The organism is Gordonia neofelifaecis NRRL B-59395, from assembly GCF_000192435.1.
Taxonomy (GTDB): domain Bacteria; phylum Actinomycetota; class Actinomycetes; order Mycobacteriales; family Mycobacteriaceae; genus Gordonia; species Gordonia neofelifaecis.
On the sequence record NZ_AEUD01000012.1, the window covers coordinates 60,074 to 83,259 of the forward strand.

The 23,186-nt window shown below is 68.7% G+C and carries 24 protein-coding genes and 2 pseudogenes; 7 read left to right on the plus strand and 19 right to left on the minus strand.

The window, feature by feature from the left end; translation table 11 throughout:
• The first annotated feature begins 8 nt into the window (after nucleotides 1-8).
• Nucleotides 9-1,088, plus strand: coding sequence for a UDP-N-acetylmuramate dehydrogenase (locus tag SCNU_RS13750; protein WP_009679989.1), 1,080 nt, complete (start codon nucleotides 9-11; stop codon nucleotides 1,086-1,088).
• Here SCNU_RS13750 and SCNU_RS13755 read toward each other — a convergent pair.
• The 5 genes from SCNU_RS13755 to SCNU_RS13775 form a co-directional block, all read right to left on the minus strand.
• Entirely contained in the window at nucleotides 1,066-2,145 is a 1,080-nt protein-coding gene (locus SCNU_RS13755; protein WP_009679990.1) for an alpha/beta fold hydrolase, read from the minus strand. The two genes, SCNU_RS13750 and SCNU_RS13755, sit on opposite strands and share 23 nt — an antisense overlap.
• A complete protein-coding gene (locus SCNU_RS13760; protein WP_009679991.1) occupies nucleotides 2,142-2,921 on the minus strand; it encodes a MerR family transcriptional regulator in 780 nt (259 codons plus the stop codon). Before SCNU_RS13760 ends, SCNU_RS13755 begins: the two co-directional genes overlap by 4 nt.
• A gap of 19 nt (nucleotides 2,922-2,940) precedes the next feature.
• Entirely contained in the window at nucleotides 2,941-3,267 is a 327-nt protein-coding gene (locus SCNU_RS13765) for a DUF2516 family protein (protein WP_009679992.1), read from the minus strand.
• A gap of 9 nt (nucleotides 3,268-3,276) precedes the next feature.
• Nucleotides 3,277-3,747, minus strand: a complete 471-nt coding sequence (locus SCNU_RS13770) for a helix-turn-helix domain-containing protein (RefSeq protein ID WP_009679993.1) — start codon at nucleotides 3,745-3,747, stop codon at nucleotides 3,277-3,279.
• 61 nt (nucleotides 3,748-3,808) lie between these two features.
• Entirely contained in the window at nucleotides 3,809-5,026 is a 1,218-nt protein-coding gene (locus tag SCNU_RS13775) for a DUF445 domain-containing protein (RefSeq protein ID WP_238526450.1), read from the minus strand.
• A 142-nt stretch (nucleotides 5,027-5,168) separates the two neighbouring features.
• On the opposite strand from SCNU_RS13775, the gene SCNU_RS13780 reads away from it, so the two are divergent.
• Both SCNU_RS13780 and SCNU_RS13785 read left to right on the plus strand, forming a co-directional pair.
• Nucleotides 5,169-5,939: a TetR/AcrR family transcriptional regulator gene (locus tag SCNU_RS13780; protein WP_050792831.1), complete on the plus strand. Its 771-nt coding sequence runs from the start codon at nucleotides 5,169-5,171 to the stop codon at nucleotides 5,937-5,939.
• 49 nt (nucleotides 5,940-5,988) lie between these two features.
• The gene (locus tag SCNU_RS13785; RefSeq protein WP_040518466.1) at nucleotides 5,989-6,306 is read left to right on the plus strand and encodes a helix-turn-helix domain-containing protein; all 318 of its coding nucleotides are present in this window, start codon (nucleotides 5,989-5,991) and stop codon (nucleotides 6,304-6,306) included.
• A gap of 19 nt (nucleotides 6,307-6,325) precedes the next feature.
• Here SCNU_RS13785 and SCNU_RS13790 read toward each other — a convergent pair.
• From SCNU_RS13790 to SCNU_RS13805, 5 genes and pseudogenes are all read right to left on the minus strand, one after another.
• Nucleotides 6,326-7,288 (minus strand): annotated as a pseudogene (locus SCNU_RS13790) (sigma-70 family RNA polymerase sigma factor); the annotation flags it as partial.
• Nucleotides 7,289-7,312: 24 nt separating this feature from the next.
• Nucleotides 7,313-7,498, minus strand: a complete 186-nt coding sequence (locus SCNU_RS21145) for a VOC family protein (RefSeq protein ID WP_420795024.1) — start codon at nucleotides 7,496-7,498, stop codon at nucleotides 7,313-7,315.
• 220 nt (nucleotides 7,499-7,718) lie between these two features.
• Nucleotides 7,719-7,787 (minus strand): annotated as a pseudogene (locus tag SCNU_RS21150) (glyoxalase); the annotation flags it as partial.
• A 110-nt stretch (nucleotides 7,788-7,897) separates the two neighbouring features.
• Nucleotides 7,898-8,428 (minus strand): MOSC domain-containing protein, encoded by a 531-nt coding sequence (locus tag SCNU_RS13800; protein WP_009679999.1) that lies wholly within the window; start codon nucleotides 8,426-8,428, stop codon nucleotides 7,898-7,900.
• Between the two features lie 30 nt (nucleotides 8,429-8,458).
• Nucleotides 8,459-8,830 (minus strand): nuclear transport factor 2 family protein, encoded by a 372-nt coding sequence (locus SCNU_RS13805; protein WP_009680000.1) that lies wholly within the window; start codon nucleotides 8,828-8,830, stop codon nucleotides 8,459-8,461.
• A gap of 70 nt (nucleotides 8,831-8,900) precedes the next feature.
• Between SCNU_RS13805 and SCNU_RS13810 the strand changes: the two genes are divergently transcribed.
• Nucleotides 8,901-9,776: a LysR family transcriptional regulator gene (locus SCNU_RS13810; RefSeq protein WP_009680001.1), complete on the plus strand. Its 876-nt coding sequence runs from the start codon at nucleotides 8,901-8,903 to the stop codon at nucleotides 9,774-9,776.
• Here the strand turns inward: SCNU_RS13810 and SCNU_RS13815 are convergent.
• A complete protein-coding gene (locus SCNU_RS13815) occupies nucleotides 9,770-11,002 on the minus strand; it encodes a multidrug effflux MFS transporter (protein WP_009680002.1) in 1,233 nt (410 codons plus the stop codon). The genes SCNU_RS13810 and SCNU_RS13815 overlap by 7 nt on opposite strands.
• A gap of 67 nt (nucleotides 11,003-11,069) precedes the next feature.
• Here SCNU_RS13815 and SCNU_RS13820 point away from each other — a divergent pair, with 67 nt between their 5' ends.
• Complete coding sequence (locus tag SCNU_RS13820) at nucleotides 11,070-12,188, plus strand: class I SAM-dependent methyltransferase (protein ID WP_040518487.1); 1,119 nt, start codon at nucleotides 11,070-11,072, stop codon at nucleotides 12,186-12,188.
• Nucleotides 12,189-12,334: 146 nt separating this feature from the next.
• Here the strand turns inward: SCNU_RS13820 and SCNU_RS13825 are convergent, their stop codons facing one another.
• From SCNU_RS13825 to SCNU_RS13850, 6 genes are all read right to left on the minus strand, one after another.
• Entirely contained in the window at nucleotides 12,335-12,820 is a 486-nt protein-coding gene (locus SCNU_RS13825; protein WP_009680004.1) for a hypothetical protein, read from the minus strand.
• Between the two features lie 47 nt (nucleotides 12,821-12,867).
• Nucleotides 12,868-13,467 (minus strand): TetR-type transcription factor C-terminal domain-containing protein, encoded by a 600-nt coding sequence (locus SCNU_RS13830; protein WP_009680005.1) that lies wholly within the window; start codon nucleotides 13,465-13,467, stop codon nucleotides 12,868-12,870.
• 147 nt (nucleotides 13,468-13,614) lie between these two features.
• On the minus strand, nucleotides 13,615-15,126 hold the full coding sequence (locus SCNU_RS13835; RefSeq protein WP_009680006.1) for an aldehyde dehydrogenase family protein: 1,512 nt from the start codon (nucleotides 15,124-15,126) through the stop codon (nucleotides 13,615-13,617).
• A 180-nt stretch (nucleotides 15,127-15,306) separates the two neighbouring features.
• On the minus strand, nucleotides 15,307-16,464 hold the full coding sequence (locus tag SCNU_RS13840; RefSeq protein WP_009680007.1) for an acetyl-CoA C-acetyltransferase: 1,158 nt from the start codon (nucleotides 16,462-16,464) through the stop codon (nucleotides 15,307-15,309).
• 23 nt (nucleotides 16,465-16,487) lie between these two features.
• Complete coding sequence (locus tag SCNU_RS13845; protein ID WP_009680008.1) at nucleotides 16,488-17,300, minus strand: SDR family oxidoreductase; 813 nt, start codon at nucleotides 17,298-17,300, stop codon at nucleotides 16,488-16,490.
• Nucleotides 17,297-18,559, minus strand: coding sequence for an acyl-CoA dehydrogenase family protein (locus SCNU_RS13850; protein WP_009680009.1), 1,263 nt, complete (start codon nucleotides 18,557-18,559; stop codon nucleotides 17,297-17,299). Before SCNU_RS13850 ends, SCNU_RS13845 begins: the two co-directional genes overlap by 4 nt.
• Before the next feature lie 42 nt (nucleotides 18,560-18,601).
• Between SCNU_RS13850 and SCNU_RS13855 the strand changes: the two genes are divergently transcribed.
• Nucleotides 18,602-20,146 carry a FadD3 family acyl-CoA ligase gene (locus SCNU_RS13855; protein WP_009680010.1) on the plus strand — a complete coding sequence of 515 codons (1,545 nt, stop codon included), beginning with the start codon at nucleotides 18,602-18,604 and terminating at the stop codon, nucleotides 20,144-20,146.
• A gap of 95 nt (nucleotides 20,147-20,241) precedes the next feature.
• On the opposite strand, the gene SCNU_RS13860 is transcribed toward SCNU_RS13855, so the two are convergent.
• A complete protein-coding gene (locus SCNU_RS13860) occupies nucleotides 20,242-20,598 on the minus strand; it encodes a hypothetical protein (RefSeq protein WP_139026018.1) in 357 nt (118 codons plus the stop codon).
• 137 nt (nucleotides 20,599-20,735) lie between these two features.
• The gene (locus SCNU_RS13865) at nucleotides 20,736-22,265 is read right to left on the minus strand and encodes an AMP-binding protein (protein ID WP_040518489.1); all 1,530 of its coding nucleotides are present in this window, start codon (nucleotides 22,263-22,265) and stop codon (nucleotides 20,736-20,738) included.
• Between the two features lie 38 nt (nucleotides 22,266-22,303).
• Between SCNU_RS13865 and SCNU_RS13870 the strand changes: the two genes are divergently transcribed.
• Nucleotides 22,304-23,179, plus strand: coding sequence for a helix-turn-helix transcriptional regulator (locus SCNU_RS13870; RefSeq protein ID WP_175284108.1), 876 nt, complete (start codon nucleotides 22,304-22,306; stop codon nucleotides 23,177-23,179).
• The last annotated feature ends 7 nt before the right edge of the window (nucleotides 23,180-23,186 follow it).

Genomic DNA, 23,186 nt, shown 5'->3' on the forward strand with positions numbered 1-23,186 from the left:
TTACTGACGTGACGAATTCACAGCACATCACCGGTCGACGTCTCGCCGAGCTCACCACCCTCCGTCTCGGCGGTCCGGCGCGTTCGGTCGTCCGCTGCGACGACACGGACTCGCTTGTGACGACCGTCGGCGAGCTCGACTCCGCGGGCGAACCGGTGCTGCTGATCGGCGGCGGATCGAATCTCGTGATCGGCGACGACGGTTTCGACGGCACCGCGGTCCTCATCGCCACCTCGGGCATCGAGTACGGCGACGAGGCGGGCCGGCCGTATGTGACCGCGGAGGCGGGCAACGACTGGGACGCGCTGGTGGCCGACACGGTGGCCGCCGGGTTCGGCGGCCTGGAGTGCCTGTCCGGCATCCCCGGGGCCGCGGGCACCACGCCGGTGCAGAATGTCGGCGCGTACGGCGTCGAGGTGGCCGACGTGCTGCGCAGCGTGCGACTGTTCGACCGCGCGACCGGCAGCGTCGAGTGGGTCTCGCCGGAGTCGCTGGGCATGGCGTACCGGACCAGCGTGCTGAAGGGCCGCGACGATCATGTGGTGCTGGCCGTGTCGTTCTGGCTCAACCCGGACGGCGTCTCCGCCCCGATCGCGTATCGGGAGCTGGCCCGGGTGCTCGGAGTCGACGAGGGCGGCACCACCGAGGCCGCGCAGGTTCGCGCGCAGGTCCTGGCGCTGCGCGCGGGCAAGGGGATGGTGCTCGACGACGGCGACCATGACACGTGGAGCGCCGGCTCGTTCTTCACCAATCCGATCGTCGCCGAGGCCGAGGCCGACGCCGTCCTCGCGCGCATCGCCGACCGCTTGGGCGACGACGTCTCGATCCCCCGTTATCCGGCCGACGCGGGCGTGAAACTGTCGGCGGGCTGGCTGATCGAGCGGGCGGGCTTCACCAAGGGCTTCCCCGGTGACGACGCCCCGGTGCGGCTGTCGACCAAGCACACGCTCGCACTGACGAACCGCGGCTCGGCGACGACCGCCGATCTGCTCGCACTCGCCGCCCGGGTCCGGGACGGGGTGCGGGACGCCTTCGGCGTCGACCTGCACCCCGAGCCGGTCTTCGTCAACTGCCGGTTGCCGCGCTGACGTCGGAGAGCAGGTCGTCGAGCAGCGCGTTCAGCGGGACCGCCCGCTCGAACGGGACCATGTGCCCGGCCCCCTCGTAAACGGTGTACGAGTGCAGGAAGCCGCGGCTGCTGAGCGCCTTCGCCATCTCCTGGGCGTGCTCGACCGGGGTGAGCAGGTCGGCGTCGCCGACCACGACCGCCGTCGGCACGGTCACCTTGTCCAGACCGGCCAGCACGTCGAGCGTGTACATGGCCGACCCCCAGGCACCGCGGGCCTTCGGCGAGCAGGCGGAGACCATCTCGTCCGTGAAGTCGACATGCGCCTGCCGGGCCACCGGCCCGACCGTGATGTAGTGCGAGAACTTGGCGGTCAGGGCATTGCTGGGCAGCGGGAGCCGCGACGAGGTGAACAGCCGTTCCAGCATCCGCTTGCCGGGGCGCGCGAGCGCAGGCACATCGTCCGGGATCAGGTGCTGACGCTGCACCACTCCGCGGGCTGCGGTCGAGCACAGCACGATGGCCGAGACCCGGTCCTCCATGCCCGCGCCGAACTGCTTGGCCCAGGACATGATCGTCATCCCGCCCATGCTGTGGCCCACGAGCACTGCGCGCTTGCCCTCGGGAATCATCGCCTCGAGGACGGCCTGCAGGTCCTGTCCCAGCATCTCGACGCTCGGCTTCGTCGAACCGAGCTCCGACAGTCCGTGGCCGCGCTGGTCGTAGGCCACCATCGGCCGGGTGCCGCCGAAGTGGTTGAACTGCGGATTCCAGAATCCGGTGTTGCAGGTCCAGCCGTGGATCAGGACGAGGATCTCGTCGGAGTCGTCGACGTCACCGGAAGCCACCACGTGCAGGAGGGTGCCGTCCCGGGTCCCGACCACGGACGACCGCATCGGATGCGTCGGCGCCGCCACCAGGGGGTCGGGGCCGTCCTGGACCGGTTCCGGGTACTTGAAGACCTCGCGGAGCATCGCTCCGGTGGGGATCGCGAGCTGGGCGGCGGTCGCGCCCGCGATGCCGGCCGCACCGATCAGCCCCCAGCGGCGGACCTTGGCCCACTTGTTCCCAGTCGTCATTCGTCGCTCTCTTCCGTCGTGCCGGCCGAAGCGCGGCCGCTACCCGCGGCCTGCTGCTTCGTCGCATCGAAATAAGTGGTGGCCTCGCCGATGGCGCGCGAGATCTCGTTGTCGAGTGCTCGACTGAACGTCGACTCGACGATCTCGTGGGCCATCGGCCGAACGGTCTGGATCAGCTCGGCCATCCGGGCCAGTTCGGCCTCGCCGAGGTTCGGCAGATTCTCGTCGAAGTACTTGTCGGTGATGATGGATACGAAGCTGCGAGCGACATCGGTCAGATCCGACTCGACTCGCACCCATCGATCGAGCAGTGCGTCGATGTCGACGCCGCCCTTGACCAGCGCTTCGGCGCCTTCGAGCAACTCCGGGTTGCGGATTGCATAATGAGCACCGTCTTTGGTGAGCAGCCCCAGCTTCTGGCTGAGGTTGATCGACCGTTCGTCGGCGCCCAGGGTCTTCTTCAATTCGGTGAAGGTGATCGTCGCCGCCCGCTTGATATTGCGGAACCGGCCGCCTTTCGGGGCCGCACGCAGGACGTGCTCCACCTTCATCCCGTAATGCGCGGCGTGCAGCAGTTCGCTGATCGTCGCGAACGTGTAGCCGCGTTCCAGCATGCGCGAGATCAGATTCAGGCGCACCAGGTGCTCGTCGGAGTACCACCCGGTTCGGCCGCGGATGGTCGGCGGCGGCAGCAGCCCGCGGTCCTGGTAGACGCGGATGTTGCGGACGCTGACTCCGGACACCTTGGCGAGGTCGTTGATTCGGAATTCGCTCACCGACGTGGTCCCCGCGCCCTCACGCGTTCTTCCGGAACCAGGTCCGGCCCAGAATCTCGTCGGTCCGCACCCTGACGTCGACGACGTAGACGAGGACGGCGGTGATCGCCACCAGGAAGAACATCAGGCCGAAGCCGAGCGAGGCCTGGACCACCCAGATCAGCAGGGTCGACACGGCGAGGACGGCCACCCAGAACGTCTTCGTCTGGGCGTCGACGGCGGTGAACGCGTCGGGCCGGGTGACGGCTGCGTGCACCAGTGCGACCGCGGCGGTCACTCCGGCGACGACGGTGATCGCGAGCAGGATGTACTGCTGCGCATAGATGACGAAGGTAGCGGCACTCACGACTCCACCTTAATCGCGGACGGTCTCGGCCGAATCGGCCGCGAGCACCTCGGCGACGCTCGCGGCGGGGGAACCGTCGGCGTCGTCCTGCGCGTTCTCACGGCGGAACGAATCGTAGATCTCGAGCAGCATCTGCTTCTGACGCTCACTGATCGAGCTGTCCGCGAGCAGTGCGTCGCGCACCGGGCTGGCCGGGCGGGCCTCCAGGATTCCGGCACGCACGTACAGCACCTCGGCGGACACCCGCAGCCCCTTGGCGATCTGCGACAGCACATCGGCCGAGGGCTTGCGCAGCCCCCGCTCGATCTGCGACAGGTACGGGTTGCTGACACCGGCGCGTTCGGCCAGTTGCCGGAGCGACACCTTGGCGGACAGCCGCTGACTGCGGATGAACTCGCCGATGTCCTGTGCGGCGTTGGCCATGGCCTCGACGGTCCCCGGATCGGGTTGACCGTCCTGGTGATTCTGATCGGATGTCATGCGAAACTCGTGCCTCCCGCAGTCCATTATCCGCAACCGGCGCTAACAGATGCAAGCGCCCTCACGGGAACACGAGCACCGACACCGTGTAGATGACCAGCCCCGCGAGCGATCCGACCACGGTTCCGTTGATGCGGATGAACTGCAGATCGCGGCCCACCTGGAGCTCGATCTTCCGGCTCGTCTCCTCGGCGTCCCACCCGCGAACGGTCTCGGTGATCACCGAGATGATCTCGGTGGAGTAGTTGTCGGCCACGTGGCGGGCGGCGCGGACCGTCCAGCCGTTGAGCTTCGCCTGCAGCGGCTCGTCGTCGCGGATGCGCTCCGCGAGTTGGACCACCGCGTCCGACAGGGAGGTCCGGAGCGTCGACTCGGGGTCGTCGAGCATCTGCTCGATCACCGCTTTGCCCGCCTGCCAGGCGGTCGACGCCGCGCCGGTGACCTCATCGCGCCCGAGCAGTTCGGTCTTCAGGTTCTCGAACCGGGCGATGGTCTCTTGATCGTTCTGCAGTTCCTGCGCGAAGTCGGCGACGAAGTCGTGCATCGCGATCCGCAGCTCGTGCCGGGGGTCGGCGCGGACCTTGTAGGTGAACTCGGTCAGCTCGCGGTAGATCTTGTCTCCGAGCAGGTGGTTGACGAACTTCGGCGCCCACGCCGGGCCGTCACGGTCCACCACCCGGTCGATCAGCGGCCCGCTTCCCAGCGCCCACTCGTGCGCGCGGTCGCAGGCCAGCTGGATGACCGGCTCGAGGCGGTCCTCGGCCACCAACTGTTCGAGGATGCGCCCCGCGGGCGGCGCCCACAGCGGCTCCGCGGCCCACTTCAGCACGGCCTGAATGAACCGCTCGACGTCCTCGTCGCGGAGCATCTCCGACCACAGCTTGAAGACCCTGGACACCTCGTCGTTGACGCGCGGTTTGTTGGCCGGATCGGCGAACCAGGTCGAGATCCGCCTCGGCAGATCGAGCGATTCGACGCGGTCCTCGACCACCTCGCGGGTCATGAAGTTCTCCTGGATGAACCCGCCGAGCTGGTCGCCGATCTGGTCCTTCTTCCGGGGGATCAGCGCGGTGTGCGGAATCGGGAGGCCGAGCGGCTGCCGGAAGAGGGCGGTCACGGCGAACCAGTCCGCCAGCGCGCCGACCATGCCTGCCTCCGACGCCGCCCGGACGAACCCGACCCACGCAGCCACGTCGGCTCCGTCGCGGTGTTCGAGCCAGCGCATGCAGAAGTAGATCGCCGCCGCCGCGACCAGCATCCCGGTCGCGACGATCTTCATTCTCCGCAGGTCACGGGCACGTTTCGCATCGGTCTCGGCCAGTCCCGCGGGCACCGCCGGGGACTTGTCGGGAGTCTGCCGATGGTCCAAGGTTGACGACACTCGTCCAGTGTTCCGCACGAGCTACTAGGGTTTCCAGGTGATGCCGAACCCTCCGATACCGACGAGCGCCGCCCGCGCCGCAGTGAATGCGGCCGCGACGCTGACCCGTGAGCTCGAACAGCGCGTCCTCACCCCCGCAGTCGAGGCGGTGGCGTCCGACGGACGCAAGCAGCGGTGGGAGAAGCACAAACTGGACCGCCGCGCCGAGCTGACCGCCGGAACCGTGGAGGCGGTGCGCGTCCTGGGCCCCGACGCCGGGATGGACGACATCGCCCGGCACATCGGGGTGTCGAAGACGGTGCTGTACCGCTATTTCACCGACAAGAACGATCTGGCCGCTGCGGTCACGCTCACGTACGTGGAGTCGACGATCATGCCGCGGCTGATCGAGGCGCTCTCCGGCGACATCGGCGACTATCGCCTGGTGCGTGCGGTCATCAGCGTCTATGTCGAGACGGTGTCGTCCGACCCGAATGTTTATCGGTTCACGATGGCGCGGCCCTCCGGCAGCCGGCCGGTCGCCGCCGAGGCGGAGAAGATCTTCGCCGGGGCGCTCGAGTCGACCCTCGAGGCGCGGCTCGCCGCGCGCGGCGCGCAGACCGGTGGCGCCCGGACCTGGGCGCGCGCGATGGTCGGTGCGATCACCCTCGCGGTCGAGGAGTGGATCGCCGTCCCCGACCGAACCTCACACGACATGGCCGAGGAACTGACGATGCTGGTGTGGAGCGGCCTGGTCGGCATCGTCGGCGCGGGCGGCGACCCGGAGCGGTTCGCGGCCGACCCGCCCAAGTTTCCGCCGATCGAGGACTGACCGGCGGGAGGTCACCGACGAACCGGGGCTCGACCGCGACAATGGGACCATGGCTGAAATCGAACTCCCCATGGACGGCGCGCTCGCGCGCGCGGCACGACATCTGTGCAAGGTCTCCGCACGCACGGTCGCCCGGCGAGCCGGCGTCGAGCCGAAACAACTGCGCCGATACGAGAAGGGCGCGGCCGCCCTGTCGACCGAGCAGATCCAGCGGGTCTCCGACGCCCTCTCCTACTACGGGGCGATGTTCGTCGCCGAGGACGCGATCGGCGGCGTCGGGGTCCGGCGCAGGTTCACTCGGACCAACGTGCGGATGATCGAGACCTGGGAGGGCGAGGGCGGGCCCGTCGGCAGCGACGACGTGTGACGGCCGTTCCCCGGCACGGTCACAGGGTCTCCGGCAGCCCGGCGAGCGTGAAGAGCGCGGGCTCGAAGAATGCGCCGACATGAGCCACCCGGCCGTCGACGATGCTGAGCACGTCCAACTGGAAGCGGCGCCACACGTCACCGTCCCGCATGTACATTCCCGCGGCGGGCCTGCCGTTGCAGGTGGTCTTGACCATCTTGATGTCACCGGGCCGAGCTGCCGGGCACTGTGTATCGGTGAGCACGCCGATCTCCTCCGCACCGACGTACCAGCCGGGGAACGGCGGCATCTCCCAGATCGCGTCGGCGGCGAGCACCTCGACCACGCCGGGGATGTCGTGCCGCTCGAAGGCCGCGCAGAACTCGTCCCACACCCGCTTCTCGTGCTCGGTCAGCTCCGCCGCCCGCCTTCCGTCGCGCCGGGTCCCCTCGCCGACGGTCTTGCGTGCCCGCGACAGCGCACTGTTGGCGGCCGCGACCGTCATGTCCAGCGCCTCGGCGGTCTCGGCAGCGCTGAACGCCAGCACGTCACGCATGATCAGCGCGGCGCGCTGGCGGGCGGGTAGTTCCTGCATCGCCGCGACCATCGCCAACCCGACGGATTCGCTCGCGGTCACCCGCGCGGCCGGGTCGCCGAGTGCGCCGTCGGGCAGCGGCTGCAACCACAGGATCTCGTTATTCGCGATCACCGGCTCCCGCGGATCGGAGGCCTCCGTGCCGAGACCGGTGGGCATCGGCCGGCGGGCGGCGCCCTCCAGCGCGTTGAGGCAGGTGTTGGTCGCGATCCGGTACATCCACGTGCGGACCGACGACCGCGCCTCGAAGCCGTGGAACGCACGCCACGCCCGCAGGTACACCTCCTGCAGCACGTCCTCGGCGTCGGTGGCCGAGCCGAGCATGTGGTAGCAGTGCACCAGCAGTTCGGCGCGCAGCGCGCTCGTCGCCGCCTCGAATTCGCGGTCGCCGGTCATTTCGGTTGTGTCCCTTTCGGATTCAGCAGCGCTCGGTCACTGAGCGGCCTGCTGGGCAGCGTAGGCCTCCGGTCCCGCTTCGACGGCGGCGGGATCCATCCACATGATCTCCCAGCCGTGGCCGTCGAGGTCGTAGAACGAGCTGCCGAACATGAATCCGTGGTCCTCGGTGTCGCCGAACGTCGCACCCGCCGCCACCGCCTTGTCGACGATGGGGGGCACCCCCCGCCACCGCCTTGTCGACGATGGCGGTCACCTCGTCGCGGCTCTCGGCGCTGAGGCAGAGGATCGCACCGCTCGTGCTCTTGGCGTCGATGATCGTCTTCCCCGGCACGAAGGTCTGGTAGAAGTCGCGCTTGAGCAGCATCGCGACGATCGTCTCGCCGAGGACCAGGGCCGCGGCGTTCTCATCGGTGAACCGTTCGTCGAAGGAGTACCCGAGCTCGCCGAAGAACTCACGCGAGGCATCGAGGTCGGCGACGGGCAGATTGACGAAGATCATCTTGTGCATGACAGGCTCCTATCGGCTGTGCGGCGACGCTCGGTGCGATGCCGTCACAGATATAGACCGGAGCCGGTCGGCGAACTGATCGCTCTGCGCGGAAGATTCTCGAAGAACTTCTACAGATCCCGGATCGCCGGGGCGTCGGGCACGCTGAGCACGACGATCTCGGCGCCCGCCTCGATGGTTCCGCGCTGCACCACTCGCAGGTATGGCCCGACGCGACCGGACTGAGCGAATCGCTTGACCCAGCCCCGGCCGTCCTCGCCCATCCAGCGCGCGAACGTCTGGCAGGGGATGCGCGGCGAGGTCACCTCCACGACCACCTGCTCGCCGATGCGCCACTGCTCGCCGACGCGAGCGCCGTTCACGTCGATCCCCACCGTCCGCAGGTTCTCGCCGAAGAGTCCCGGCGGAATGTCGCGGCCGAGTTCGGCGGCCCAGAAGTCGGCGTCCTCCTGCGCATAGGCGTAGAGCGCCTTGTCCGGACCGCCGTGGTGCTTTCGGTCCGCCTGTACGTCGGCGTACGCGCCGTACTCGCCGATCTTGACCGGTCCGACGACCGGACGTTTGTCGATCGCCGTGGTGCCGACGCTGCCCGGGTCCGGGCGGAGTTCCTGCACGACGCAGATAGCGGTGACTGCTGCCATGCCGGTCAGCGTACTGACCGGGCGATCTCGTCAGCCCGCCGCCAGGATCTCGCGCGGATCGAACGTGACCCGCACCTGGGTGATGAGGCCGTCCTCGACGTGCGTCCAATTGGCGACGGCGGTCGCGGGGGCGCCCGCCATCCCCAGGTCGAACCAGGTGATGACGTCCGAATCATCGGCCACTCGCGCGCGGACCTCGAGTGAGTCGGTGCCGGACGCCATGCCCTGCAGGCCGCGAAGGAAGTCGTCGGGACCGGAGGCCTCGCCGAGAACGCCTGCGAAGTGGCAGTCGTCGGCGAGCAGCGCACGGAGATCGGTGAAGTCCTTGCGCTGCCAGCAGTCGAAGTAGAGCTCGGCGATCTGTCGGGGAGTACGGGTCTGAATCTCTGCCTGTTTGTTCATACCTCCACCCTCCACTTCCTGCGTATATACGTCCAACAGCTGGTTCTAATACAAAGTAGAATCAATAGTTATGGAGCTTCATCAGCTGCGGTATCTCGTCGCCGTGGCCGACCACGGTTCGTTCACCGCTGCGGCCGACGAGCTCTCGGTCAGTCAGTCCGGGGTGAGCGCCCAGATCGCCAAACTGGAGCGGGAACTGGGGCATCGCCTGTTCGACCGGTCCGGCCGGCGAGTCACGCCGACCGCGGCGGGCGAGGCGGTGCTCGTGCACGCACGCGCGGCGGGCCGGGCGGTCCAGGCCGTGCGGACCACAGCAGACGAGCTCGCCGGGCTGGTGCGCGGCCACGTCAGCGTCGGAACGGTGATCGGCTGCACCATTCCGGGCTATCTGCAGGGATTCGCCGAGTTCCGCCGCGACCACCCCGACGTCTCGGTATCGGTCGAGGAGGACAACTCGGATCGGCTGATCGCCGACGTGGACCGCGGTCGCCTCGACGTCGCGGTGGTCGCACACGGACAACAGCTGCCCGACCGGCTCACCTCATGGACGCTCATCCGTGAGCCGCTCGCGGTCGTCGTGCCCGCGGGGCATCGCTGGTGCGATCGGAATCGCGTATCGCTGTCGGAACTCACCGAGGAAACCGTGCTGTCCCTGCCCGCCGGAACCGGCGTGCGAACCGCGCTCGACGCCACGGCCGCCGCCGAGCAGGTCTTCGTGACGCCCGCGGTCGCGGCGCACTCCCCCGAAGCCGTCCTGTCGCTCACCGAACTCGGCAGCGGCGTCGGACTGCTCTCGCCATCCATGGCCGCCGGTCGGTCCGGACTGTGTGCGATCCCCATCGCCCGGTCACGCCGGCTCGCGCTGTCGCTGGTGCGCCGCGCCGACCCCTCCGCCGCGGCGCGCGTCATGACCGAGGTGCTGGCGCGGCACCTGGCGGGTCAGTGAGCCGACCGCACCGTCGTGGCGAACGCCGCGGCCGACAGCACCGTGCACACGAAGACGGTGAGAGCCATCGGCACCACGCTCGTCGAGCCGCCGATGCCGACGAGCGGTGAGACGATCGCGCCGACCGTGAACTGCAGCGTCCCCAGCACCGCCGATCCGGTGCCCGCCCGCTCGCGGACCTCGCCGAGCGCCAGCGCCGTGGCATTGCCCGCGGTGAGACCGAACGTCGAGGTCAGGCAGAACATCAGGACCAGCAGCAGCCAGTGCACGTCGGGCGCCACGAGCGCGACCACCAGCATCGCGACACCGACCGTCAAGAGCGCGCCGACGCCGATCGCCAGCAGTCTGCGGGGATGCAGCCTGCCGACCAGCCGGGTGTTGACCCATCCCGCGATGCCGATGCCGAGCGCGTTGATCGCGAACAGCACCGAGTACATGCCCGGCGAGAACCCCATGATGTCCTGGATCACGAACGGTGAGGCCGAGATGTAGGCGAACATCGCGCCGAAGCCGATGCCGAAGCTGAGGGTGTAGCCGAGGTAGCGGCGATCGCCCAGCACGGCGGCGATGTTCCCGGCGATCACCCGCGCCTCGACCGGATGCCTGCGGTCCGCAGGCAGCGTCTCCGGGACGAAGCGAGCGACCGCGAACAGCATCACCAGCGCAAGACCGGTCAGCACGTAGAAGACGCCGCGCCAACCGATCGGCCCGACCAGCGCACCACCCAGCAACGGCGCGACCACCGGCGCGGCGCTGGTGATGATCATCATCACGCTGAACAACCTCGCCGCCTGATCACCCGACGTCCGGTCGGCGATCACCGCGCGGGCGACCACCACCCCGATGCCGCCCGTCAGTCCCTGCAGGAACCGAACCACGACGAGGACCGCGATCGACGGCGCCAACGCGCAGCCGAGGCCGGCGAGGGTGAGCAGCACGGTGCCGACCAGAAGCGGTCGTCGACGGCCGAGCCCGTCGGACAGCGGACCCACCAGCAACTGTCCGGCGGCCAGCCCGAGCATGAACGTGGTCAGCGTCAACTGCACCGACGACGGCGACGTGTGCAGGTCGTCGACCACCCGTGGCAGCCCGGGCAGATACATGTCGGTGGCGAGCGGCGCGATCGCCGACAGCAGTGCGAGGCTGAGCAGCATCGGCACCGGGATGGATCGCTGCGGCGGAGCCTCGTCGCGTGGAGGCGTCACGCGGACCGGATCGGAAGGCATGGATCGACGCTACCGCTCGCGGCGCGCGATTCCAGCCGCGCGACCGCTCACCGGTAATCTGCCGATCGTGGACTTCTCCCTGCTCCGGCGCGACCCCGACATCGAGGGCGACGGCCTGCTCGCGTCCGATGCGGCGGACCGACTGATCCTCGACGAGGCCGCGACGCTGATCGACGACGGCGCATCCGGCGCGCTGGCGGTCGTCGACGACGCCTACGGTGCCTTGAGTCTCGGCGCGACCGCCGCCGGAGCGCGCGGTGTGCGCAGTCACCAGGACGGGATCACCGGCGAGCGAGCGCTGTCGCTCAACGCCGAGTGCCTCGGGCTCGTGCTCCCGACGTCCACCGGCCTCGACGACGCGCTCGACGGCGCGACGGTCGTGCTGATGCGGCTGCCGCGCAGTCTCGACCGCCTCGCCGAGGTGGCCGCGCACATCGCTGCGCGTGCCGACCAGGACGTCGTCGTGGTGGCCGGCGGTCGGATCAAGCACATGTCGGTCGCGATGAACGCCGTGTTCGGCGAGTTCTTCGGCCGCGTCGACGTCAGTCACGCCCGCCAGAAGTCTCGCGTCCTGTTCGCGCGAGGGCCTCGCAGAGCGGCCGCGACAGCGGCCCTCGCCGAATGGCCCCGCACGCGCAGGCACGACGACCTCGGCCTGACCGTTGCGGCCCACGGCGGGGTGTTCGCCGGCGATCGGATCGACATCGGCACCCGTTTCCTGCTGTCAGTGCTCGACGACGCCGTCCCCGTCGCTGCGACGGCCGTCGACCTCGCCTGCGGCACCGGTGCGGTGGCGGCCCGACTCGCCTTGGCACGACCGGACCTGCAGGTCCTGGCCACCGACCGTTCCGCCGCCGCGGCGGCGTCGGCCCGGGCGACCGCGGCGGCCAACGGCGTCGAGGATCGAGTCCGCGCCGAGCAGGCCGACGGCCTCGAGTCCGTCGACGACGGCACTCAGGAACTCGTGGTGCTCAATCCCCCGTTCCACAGCGACGCCGCGTTGTCGACCGGCGTCGCGCGCCACCTCTTCGCCGACGCCGCCCGCGCCCTCGCGCCCGGCGGCGAGTTGTGGTGCGTGTGGAACTCGCACCTTCGCTACCGCGCCGCGCTCGAACGGATCGTCGGCCCGACCCGTCAGGTCGCGCGCAACTCGAAGTTCACGGTGACGGCGTCGCAGAAGCGCTGAACCTCCAGCACCGCTACCGAAACAAGCCGTCCTCCGCGTCCCCGTCAGCACGTCCGATGGACATATAGTCCACGAACAGTCCTCACGGGGACGGGCAGGTCACCAGCGCCCTCGCGCCCGGAGGGAACGCTGACCTTCCGATCGACTCAGCCGCCGATCTGCTTCTCGACAAGTGCGAGGAGCTCAGGCGGGCACACCTGAACCGGGAGCAACAGGACGCGCCCCTTCTTGAATTTGAGGCCGACCCAGCCGTCGAGCCGGTGAACGGCCTTGAACGCCCGGTAGGGGAACACGATCTGGCCCGTGGAGTCGACCACGCGCAGCAGGTGATCGTCGACACCGACGGCGATCTGGTTGCCGGGATCGACCTGCCGGTTCTGCCGACGGGTGCGCGACCAGTTCGCACCGCAGAGAATCATGAGGATCAACGGAATCGCCGTCAGCCACCACCAGTCGCCGGACATCACCGACAAGAACGTCACCAGGGCCGTTTCGAACGCCATCACGGCCCACAGTCCCGGATTCCACCGCAGCCACACGATCATCGCGGCCTTCTCGAGCTTCCGGCGGTCGCCTTCGACGAACGTGTAGTGATACGTCAGATCCGGTACGTCGTCGATCAGCTGCGCCATGAATCCCCCTCGTTCACGACAGCGATCATACGAACCGCGGGGCGAGGTCAGCGCGGCAGGATGCCGTCGAGCACGATCGACAGATACTGGTCGGCGATCTGCTCCACCGTCATCGACCCGCCCGGCCGGTACCAGCGAACGGCCACCCAGACGGTGTCTCGCATGAACCGGTAGACGAGGTCGATGTCGAGGTCGGCGCGGAAGTCGCCTTCCTGAACACCGCGGCGGAGCACCGACTCCCACAGTTTGCGGAACTCCAGATTGCGTTCGGCGATGTACTCGAACCGTTCCTGCGCGATCAGCTGGCGGGACTCGTTCTGGTAGATCGCGACGGCCGTGTGACGCGAGTCGATCGCCTCGAACGACGCGATCACCAACTGCCGGATAGTATCGGTCGCGGACAGTCCGGCATCGGTGATGTCACGGTAGCGCGCGAACAGCGAGTCGAGGAAGCCGCGCAGCAGTTCGTCGACCATCGACTCCTTCGAGTCGAAATGGTGATACAGACTGCCAGACAGGATGCCTGCGGCATCGGCGATGTCGCGGACGGTCGTCGACCGCAGTCCGCGATCGGCGAAGAGCTGACCGGCGATCCCCAGCAGCTCGTCGCGACGGCTGAGCCCGGTCGTGGATGTCTTCGACGCCAACGTTCCTCCTGTGTATGGCTTACCCCACCCTAGCAAGTGCTTGGTTGGTAAAGAAGAACCGGCATCGCGTCGCACACGCGGGTGCGCCCCACCCCGCCGCGTGAGCGGCGAGATGGGGCGCACCGAAAGAGCTGTGCCGATCCGAGGTCAGCGTCGCTTGGCGTTCTTCTTGATCGCCCGCCCGTTGAGGAATCGCCAGAACTTCATCTGCATTCCGGTCATCCGAGCGTCGCGCTTGGTGAACGGCGGGCTCATCACCTCGGCGAACGAGATCGGCAACGAGGAGACCGTGACGGCCCGCGCGTGGCTGAACGTGTTGAACCCGAACTCACCGTGGTAGTTGCCCATGCCCGACCGGCCGACGCCGCCGAACGGCAGTCCCTGCGACAGCATGTGCAGGCCGAAGTCGTTGCCGGAGATGGACCCGCTGCGGGTGTTGTCGGCGACCGTCTTCAGGTTCGCGTTGTCGTCGCCGGCCCAGTAGAGGGTGAGCGGATGTCCGGCCGAGTTGATCTTGTCGATCGCCTCCGACAGATCGCGGTACGGGTACACGGTGAGTACCGGTCCGAAGACCTCGTCGTCCTCGATCTTCATGCCCGGAGTCACTCCGGTCAGCAGAGTCGGCGGAATCTTGCGCGCCGCGGCGTTCGGCAGTTCCTCGCCTGCGGGCAGCACCTGCTGCTTACTGGCACCGAGACTCACCGCGTCGTCGATCAGGCCGACGATCCGGTTGTAGTTCTTCTCGTTGATCGTCGAGGTGTAGTCGGCGTTGTCGACCACGGTCGGGAAGTTCTTGGTCCACCGGGCGATCACCTTGTCGGTGAACTCGCCGACCTTGTCCTCCGGCACGAAGACGTAGTCGGGGCACAGGCACACCTGGCCGCCGTTGATCATGCGGGCGTCGGCCAGGAAGTGCGCGGCCTTGGTGATGTCGGTGTCGCGGTCGACGATCGCGGGGTTCTTGCCGCCGAGCTCCAGGGTCACCGGCACCAGGTTCTTCGCCGCCTCCTGCGCGACCGAGGAACCGACCTCGGGCGAGCCGGTGAAGAACATGTGGTCGACCTTCAGCTTCGCGAAGTCGGAGCCGCCGCCGTGTTTGCTGGTGATGACCGCGAGTTCCTCGATCGAGAAGTAGTCCGGCGCGACGCGCGCGATCACGTCGGTCGTCTTCGCGGTGATCGACGACGGACGCATCAGCACGCGGTTCCCGGCTGCGAGCGCCGACGCGGCGGGCACGATCGTCAGCTGCAGCGGGAAGTTCCACGGGCCCATGATCGCGACCACGCCGAGCGGATCGCGGCGCAGGCGCTGCTTGAAGCCCGCCAGCCCCGCCACCTTGGCGACGTTGGTCTCCTTCATCCATTTCTCGGCGCTGTGGCGCTGGTGCGCGAGGTCGATCATGCAGCCTGCGACGTCCGCTGCGATCGACAGGTCCGCCGGACGGGAGCCGAAGTCCTCGGTGAGGGCGGCGGTGATCTCGTCGGAGTGGTCGAGCAGCAGTTGGCCGAGCCGGTTGATCCGGTCGATGCGAGTCTTGGCGTCGGGAATCCCGTCGCGCAGGAACGCCGCCTTCTGGATCTCGACCAGTTCTTCCATCGTGTGCGCTTCGGAGGACACCTTGTCCCCGGCACGCACGGCCACATCTGCCGGCTTGGTCATTCCACTCTCCACTCGTGAGTCGCTCGAGAAGTTTGAGACAAAATCTCTCAGTCATCCCAAGTGTAGCCACTTCGGTGGCATGAATCACAGGGGCAGCCGGTGCATCGCATCACCGGACGCGAAACGGGCCCGGGTCGATTCGACCCGGGCCCGTCAGTGGCGTCGCTGAGCTGCGTCGAGTCAGCCCAGACGCTCGATGATGGTGACGTTGGCGGTGCCGCCGCCCTCGCACATCGTCTGGAGCCCGTAGCGACCGCCGGTGCGCTCGAGTTCGTTCAGCATGGTCGCGAACAGCTTGGCACCGGTCGCGCCGAGCGGGTGGCCGAGGGCGATGCCGCCGCCGTTGGGGTTCACCCGCGCCGGATCGGCACCGGTCTCCTTGAGCCACGACAGCACGACGGGCGCGAAGGCCTCGTTGATCTCGACGACGTCGATGTCGTCGATGCTCATGCCGGTCTTCTTCAGCGCGTACTCGGTGGCCGGAATCGGCGCCGACAGCATCATCACCGGATCGTCGCCGCGGACGGACATGTGGTGGATGCGAGCGCGCGGGGTCAGGCCGTACTCCTTGAGAGCCTTCTCCGACACCACCAGCGTCGCCGAGGCGCCGTCGCAGATCTGCGAGGCGACGGCGGCGGTGAGCTGCGAGCCCTCGGCGAGCACGTCGAGCGACGCCATCTTCTCGAGCGTGGTCTCGCGCGGGCACTCGTCCACCACGCAGTCGCCGAGCGCGACGTACTCGCCCGCGAAGCGGCCCTCCGCGATGGCGGCCTTCGCACGCTGATGGCTCTGGAGTGCGAACTCCTCCATCTCGAGGCGGGTGATGCCCCACTTCTTGGCGATCATGTCGGCGCCGACGAACTGGCTGATCTCCTGGTCGCCGAAGCGCTCGGTCCAGCCCTTCGACTCCGCCGTGGGCGTGGTGAAGCCGAACTGCTGGCCGGCGATCATCGCCTGGCTGATCGGGATGGCGCTCATGTTCTGGACACCGCCCGCCAGGACCACGTCCTGGGTTCCGCTCATCACGGCCTGCGCCGCGAAATGAATGGCCTGCTGGCTCGAGCCGCACTGCCGGTCGACGGTGGTGCCCGGGACGCCGAGCGGCATGCCCGCGGCCAGCCACGCGGTCCGGGCGATGTTGCCCGCCTGCGGGCCGATGGTGTCGACGCAGCCGAAGACCACGTCGTCGACCGTCTCGGGGTCGATGCCGGTGCGCTCGACGATCGCCTTGATGATGTGAGCGCCCATGTCGGCCGGGTGGACCGCGGCGAGCGAGCCGTTGCGCTTGCCGACCGGGGTGCGGACGGCGTCGACGATGTATGCCTGAGGTGTAGTCATGAGGGTGCTTCTTTCGCAGAGGGTCAGGCGCGCTGACTGGAGACGGAGACGATCTCGCCGGTCATGTAGGTGGTGTAGTCGCTGGCCAGCATCGCGATGACGGAGGCGATCTCCCACACCTCGGCGGCACGACCGTAGGCCTCGTTCGACGCCAGCTGGTCGAGGAGCTCGTCGGTCGTCACCTTGGCCAGGAACGGGTGCTTGGCGATCGACGGGGACACCGCGTTGATGCGGACGCCGTGGTCGGCGGCCTCGACCGCCGAGCAGCGCGTCAGCGCCATGACGCCGGCCTTGGCCGCCGCATAGTGTGCCTGTCCGCGCTGCGCACGCCAGCCCAGGACCGAGGCGTTGTTGACGATCACGCCGCCGTGGTCGACGCCGCGGAAGTACCGCAGGGCGGCGCGGGTGGCGCGGAAGGTGCTGTTCAGGGTGATGTCGAGGACACGGTCCCACTGCTCGTCGGTCATGTCCGCGACCGGGGTCTCGCCGCCGAGTCCGGCGTTGTTGACCAGGACGTCGATGCGGCCCAGCTGCTCGGCCGCACTGTCGATGAGCGCGTCCACCTGCTCGGTGCTCGACACGTCGCACACGTACGAGACGACGGTCCGCTCGGGGAACTCCGCCGACAGCTTCTCAACGGTCTCGCCGAGACGGCGCTCGTGGAAGTCGGAGACGAGAACGTCCGCACCCTCCATGAGGGCGCGCCGGGCGGACGAGAAGCCGATGCCGGTGCCCGCCGCGGCGGTGACGATCACCTTCTTGCCTGCGAGCAGATTGTGGCCGCCGATCTCCTCCGGCGGGGTCGCCAGGGGCGAGACGGGTCGGGTGTCGGTCATGCGCGTGCCTCTCGGGGAAGGCCGAGCACTCGCTCGGCGATGATGTTGCGCTGCACTTCGTTCGAGCCGCCGTAGATGGTGTCGGCGCGGGTGAAGAGCAGAAGTCGTTGCCATTCGTCGAGTTCGACGTGCTCGGGATCGGCGATGTCGTTGGCGCGGCCCTCGGTGGTCGCCGCGGGACCGATCAGCGACGGCGCGCCGACGACCGCGACGGCCAGCTCGCCCAGGTCGCGGTGCCAGTTGGCCCACAGCAGCTTGGTGACCGATGCGGCGCCGGCCTCGGAGACGATGTCGCCGGCGAGGGTCCGCCGCGCGTTGGCCTCCATCACCGTCAGCCCGACCTTCGCTCGCCGCAGCCGCTCGGCGATCGACGGATCGTCGATCGAACCGTTGCTGCGCGCGATGTCGATGATGTTCTCGAGCTCGCGCCGGAAGCCGACCTGCTGACCGAGGGTGGAGACGCCGCGCTCGAACTGAAGCAGCCCCATCGCGACCTTCCAGCCGTCGCCGGGCTCGCCGACGATCAGGTCCGCCTCGGTGCGGGCATCGTCGAAGAAGACCTCGTTGAACTCCGAGGTTCCGGTGATCTGCTGGATCGGGCGGATGGTGATGCCCGGCTGGTCGAGCGGGACCAGCAGGAAACTCAGGCCCTTGTGGCGCTGCGAGCCCTTCTCCGTGCGCGCGATCACGAAGGCCCACTGCGACAGGTGCGCGAGCGAGGTCCAGATCTTCTGGCCGTTGATCTTCCACTCGTCACCGTCGAGCACGGCCGAGGTGGCGACGCCGGCGAGATCGCTGCCGGCGCCCGGCTCGGAGTAGCCCTGCGCCCACAGTTCGGTCACGTTGACGATGCCCGGCAGGAAGCGTTCCTGCTGCGCGGGTGTGCCGTATTCGATCAGGGTCGGGCCGAGGAGCTCCTCGCCCAGGTGATTGACCCGCGCCGGAGCGTTGGCGCGCGCATACTCCTGGTGGAAGATGATTCGCTGCTCGATGGTCGCACCGCGTCCGCCGTGCGCGACGGGCCAGCCGAGGCAGGTCCAGCCCGCAGCGGCGAGGTGGCGATCCCACTCGAGTCGCTCCGCGAAGAACTCGTGCTCACTGCCGGGGCCGCCGCGGCCGCGCAGTTCGGCGAACTCGCCGACCAGATTGTCCTCGAGCCATTCGCGGACGGCCGCCGCGAACTCGTCTGCGGCATTCGGTGTCGCTGCCGCCCATTCGCCCAGATCGACGGTGCGATCGGCGAGATTGATCGTCGTCATGACAGCTAGCTTAACCTACCAAGCGTTTGCTAGGTTTTGCATATGCTCCCGAACCCGCTCACCACCCCCGCCGCCCTGCACCGTGCCGAGACGCAGTGGCCCGACGGCATCGCCGTCGTCGACGACCAATGGGGCGAGCACATCGAATTGACCTGGCCGCAGTTCGCCGACCGCGTACGCGAGTTCGCCGCCGGCCTCATCGGTTTGGGCGTCCGGCACGGCGACCGCGTCGCGGTGTGGGCGCCCAACAGCTTCCACTGGCCGATCGCGGCCGTCGGCATCCAGTACGCGGGCGCCGTCCTGATCCCGCTGAACACCCGATACACCGCGAGCGAGGCGACCGACATCATCGACCGGTCCGACGCGAAGGTCGTCGTGGTCTCCGGGGAGTTCGCGGGGATCAACCGACTCGCCGAGGTACTCGGCTCCTCGATCCCCGAGGGTCGCACGGTCGTCTCCGTCCCGCTCGACGACGCCGCCGACGCCGACGGGGTGGTCGGCTGGAACGCGCTGATGGCGTCGGCCTCCGCAGAACTGGTGGAGCAGGCACGCGAGCGCGCCGAGGCGGTCCGCGAGGACGACCTCTCCGACATCCTGTTCACCTCCGGCACCACCGGAGCCCCGAAGGGCGTCATGGCCGAGCACCAGCAGACGGTGCACGGCTCCCACGCGTGGGGCGACAACGGCCGGCTGCGCGCAGGCGACCGCTACCTGATGGTGAACCCGTACTTCCACACGTTCGGCTACAAGGCGGGCATCCTGCCGTCGCTGTTGTTCGGTGCGACGATGCTCCCGCTCGCGGTGTACTCCCCGAGCGAGTCGATGAAGATGGTCGCGCGCGAGAAGATCACCGTCTTCCCCGGCGCCCCGACCATCTTCCAGACCATCCTCGACGACCCGACCCGCGCCGAGTACGACCTGTCGAGCCTCCGGCTGATCGTCACCGGCGCGACGATCGTCCCCGTCGTGCTGATCGAGCGGCTGCAGTCCGACCTCGGCGTCGAAGCCGTCGTCACCGCCTACGGGCAGACCGAGACCAGCGGCTTCATCACCACCTGCCGTCCGGACGACGACGCCGTGACGGTCGCGACCACCTGCGGTCGTGCCTTCCCCGGCATGGAGGTGAAGCTGTCCGAGGAGGGCGAGGTGCTGGCCCGCGGCCTGATGGTGATGCGCGGCTACCTCGACAACCCGCGAGCCACGGCCGAGACCATCGACGCCGACGGCTGGCTGCACACCGGTGACATCGGCACCCTCGACGAGCGCGGCAATCTCACGATCACCGACCGCCTCAAGGACATGTACATCTGCGGCGGCTTCAACGTCTACCCCGCCGAGGTGGAACAGCTGCTGTCCCGCTTCCCGGACGTCACCGAAGCCGCCGTGATCGGCGTGCCCGACGAGCGGCTGGGCGAGGTCGGCAAGGCGTTCCTGACGGTCAGGCCCGGTTCCGACGTCGACGCGGCCGCCGTGATCGCCTTCGCGCGCGAGCACCTCGCGAACTTCAAGGTGCCCCGTGCCATCGAGATCGTCGATGCGTTCCCCCGCAACGCCGCGGGAAAGATCCTCAAGCGCGAGATGAGCTGACTCCTCGCGTCTGGATCCGACCGATCCGCTCGGCGGGATGTCGGCGTTCAGTTCGGCTGAACGCCGGCCGCCCGCCGAGCGGTGGCCGTTCCGGGTCAGCCGCGCTGCGACCGTGAGAAGTTCGAGTCGCACATCGAGGAACCGAACTCGTGCATCCCGATGAGCGCGACGACCATCGCCGCCAGTGCGATCACCGAGACGATCACCCACGACCGCGGGCGTGTGGTCAGCCCGACGACGGTCGCCCAGCCCACCGCGACCACGGCGAGATAGGCGGTCCACGCCAGCCACGTCCCCGCAGCCGCGGCTTCGGTGTGCGCGTCCTGCATCGCAGGCAGACAGCGATCCACGCCCCGGTCCATCAGCAGCATCCCACCGACCGAGCCCATCGCGGCCAACAGCGCGGCGAAGACACCGGCGACCCCCGCCCGCATCCACATATTCCCCACCACACGGACAACTGTGCCATACAGAAACCAACCGACCGGTATGTTTCTGGCACGGAATTGCCGCTCGTATTCGAATCCCCGATCGGGCCCGATCCGGCGGTTCGCGCGAAGTAGATGGCCGGATCGGGGATTCATTCACGTCAGCGGCGCAGGATGAAGCGCTGAATCTTGCCGCTCGGCGTCTTCGGCAGCGACTCGACGAAGTGCACGGTGCGCGGGTACGCATGCTTGGAGTACTGATCGCGGACCAGGTTCTTGAGCTCGGTCTCGAGGTCCTCGGTCGGCTCGACGCCGGCGGCGAGCACGACGAAGGCCTCGACCACCTCACCGCGGATCCCCTCCGGATCCGGACGGCCGACGACCGCGACCTCATTGACCGCGGAATGACCGGCCAGCACGCTCTCGACGTCGAACGGGCCGATGCGGTACCCGGCCGCCAGGATCACGTCGTCGTCGCGCGAGGTGAACGAGAAGTAGCCCTCCTCGTCGACCCGGCCGGTGTCCGCCGTCAGGTACCAGGCCCCGTCGTCGGTGAACCGCTCAGCGGTCTTCTCGGGCGCGGCGTCGTATCCGGAGAACCAGAGCAGCGGGCTGGCCTTCACGTCGAGTGCGATCTGGCCCTCCACGATGCCGCCGGTGAAGCCCGGCATCGCCTGCCCCATCGATCCGGTCTTGAGCGGCTCGGCGAGTTCGGGATGCCAGTGGTTCCCGATCACCATGCCGAGCTCGGTCTGGCCGTAGTGATCGCGGACCTCGCAGCCGAGGTTGTCGACGCCCCACGACACGATGTCCGGAGTCAGCGGCTCCCCCGCCGACGACGCCCGGCGCAGGGTGATGCCGTCGAGGTCGGCGCCCGCGCGCATCGCCCGGTAGATGGTCGGGGCCGCGGCGAAGTTCGTGACGCCGAACTTCGCGATGACGTCGACGGTGGACTCCGGGGTGAACCCCTGATTGAGCAGCAGGCTGGTCCGGCCCGCGACCATCGGCGCGAGCAGGGCGTAATAGAGTCCGTACGCCCAGCCCGGATCGGCGGCGTTCCAGAACACGTCGTCGGCGCTGACGTCCAGCGAGTAATGCAGGTACGTCTGGAACGAGGCGAGGCAGAACAGCGGCACCGGGACGCCCTTCGGCTTGCCCGTGGTCCCGGAGGTGTAGAGCTGCACGAGCGTCTCGTCGCCGCCGATCGCGACCGACTCGGCCAGCGGCTCCGCCGTCGCCGACTCGGCGACCAGATCGTCCACGTCGAGCACCGTCACCGCGGAGATCGGATCCACCTTGTCGCGCTGGGAGGCGTCGGTGACGACCATCGTCGCGCCGGAGCCCTCCGTCCGCAGTTCGATGGCTCCCGTGGCGAACGCGGTGAACAGCGGGACGTGGACCGCACCCAGTCGCCACAGACCGAGCAGCGTCACCACCAGCGCGCGTCGCTTGCCCAGCAGCACCGGCACCCGATCGCCGCGTCGCACCCCGCGTGCCGCCAGGACCGTCGCCATGCGGCGCGACTCGTCGGCCAGCTGGGCCCAGGTCATCGAGTCGAAGCTCAAGTCGGGTTCGACGAGGGTGAACGCGATCGCGTCCGAGTCGTGTCGATCGCACAGCAGGTGGGCGGCGCTCGCCCCCGGCGATCGGTACTCGGCAAGCCAGGCCAGTGCCTGCTGGTTCGCGTTCATCTGACTCTCCACTCGTGTCGACGGCAGGATCTGGGACAATGATCGTTGTGACCCGCGACACCGGCAACCCTCCGAAGAGGGGTGCGCCCTACGACGAGCTCGCGCGACAGCTGCGTCGCCCGCTCGAGCGACTCCGCCGTCGCACCGGCGCCAGCCTCGCCTTCGCCGGCCGCGTGGTTCCCGCCGCCCACGACGACCACGCGATCGAGCTCAGCTACTTCGACGGGGACGTGGTCGGACCGCTGCGGGGCGTCCAGCTCGACTACGGCCACGGACTCGGCGGCCGCGTGCTCACGCGCAGACGTGCCACCGCGCTGCACGACTACGTCCAGTCGCCGCTCATCACCCACACCTACGACGCGATCATCCGCGCCGAGCAGCTGTATTCGATGGTCGCCGCACCGATCATCGTGGGCCGCAAGCACGTCGGCGTTCTCTACGCCGCCCGGCGCGGTCCGCAACACCAGCTCGACACGTCACTCGACGCCGTCACCGACGAGGCCCGGGCGGTGGAGCAGCAGCTGACGGTCGCCGAGGTGCTCGGCGCGATCCGCACCGACGACGAAGAACGCGAACTGTCGGCGTGGCGCAGCCGCGTCCAGGACTCCTACGCCCAGCTCCGCGGGCTGGCCGCCGACGTCGAGGATCCGGCCGTCCGCGCCCGCATGCTCGAGATCGCGAACCAGCTCGCGGGCGACGCACCGGAGCCCGAGCTCACCGTCCGACTCACCGCCAGGGAGCAGGACGTGCTCAGTCTGCTGGGCGCGGGCCTGACGAATCCGGCCATCGCAGAGCGCCTCGGCATCGGACTCCACACGGTCAAGGGCCACGTGAAAGCGCTGCTCGTGAAGCTCGACGCGTCCTCGCGCTTCGAGGCGGTCGTGAACGCCCGCCGGGTACGGCTCATCCCCTGACCACGAC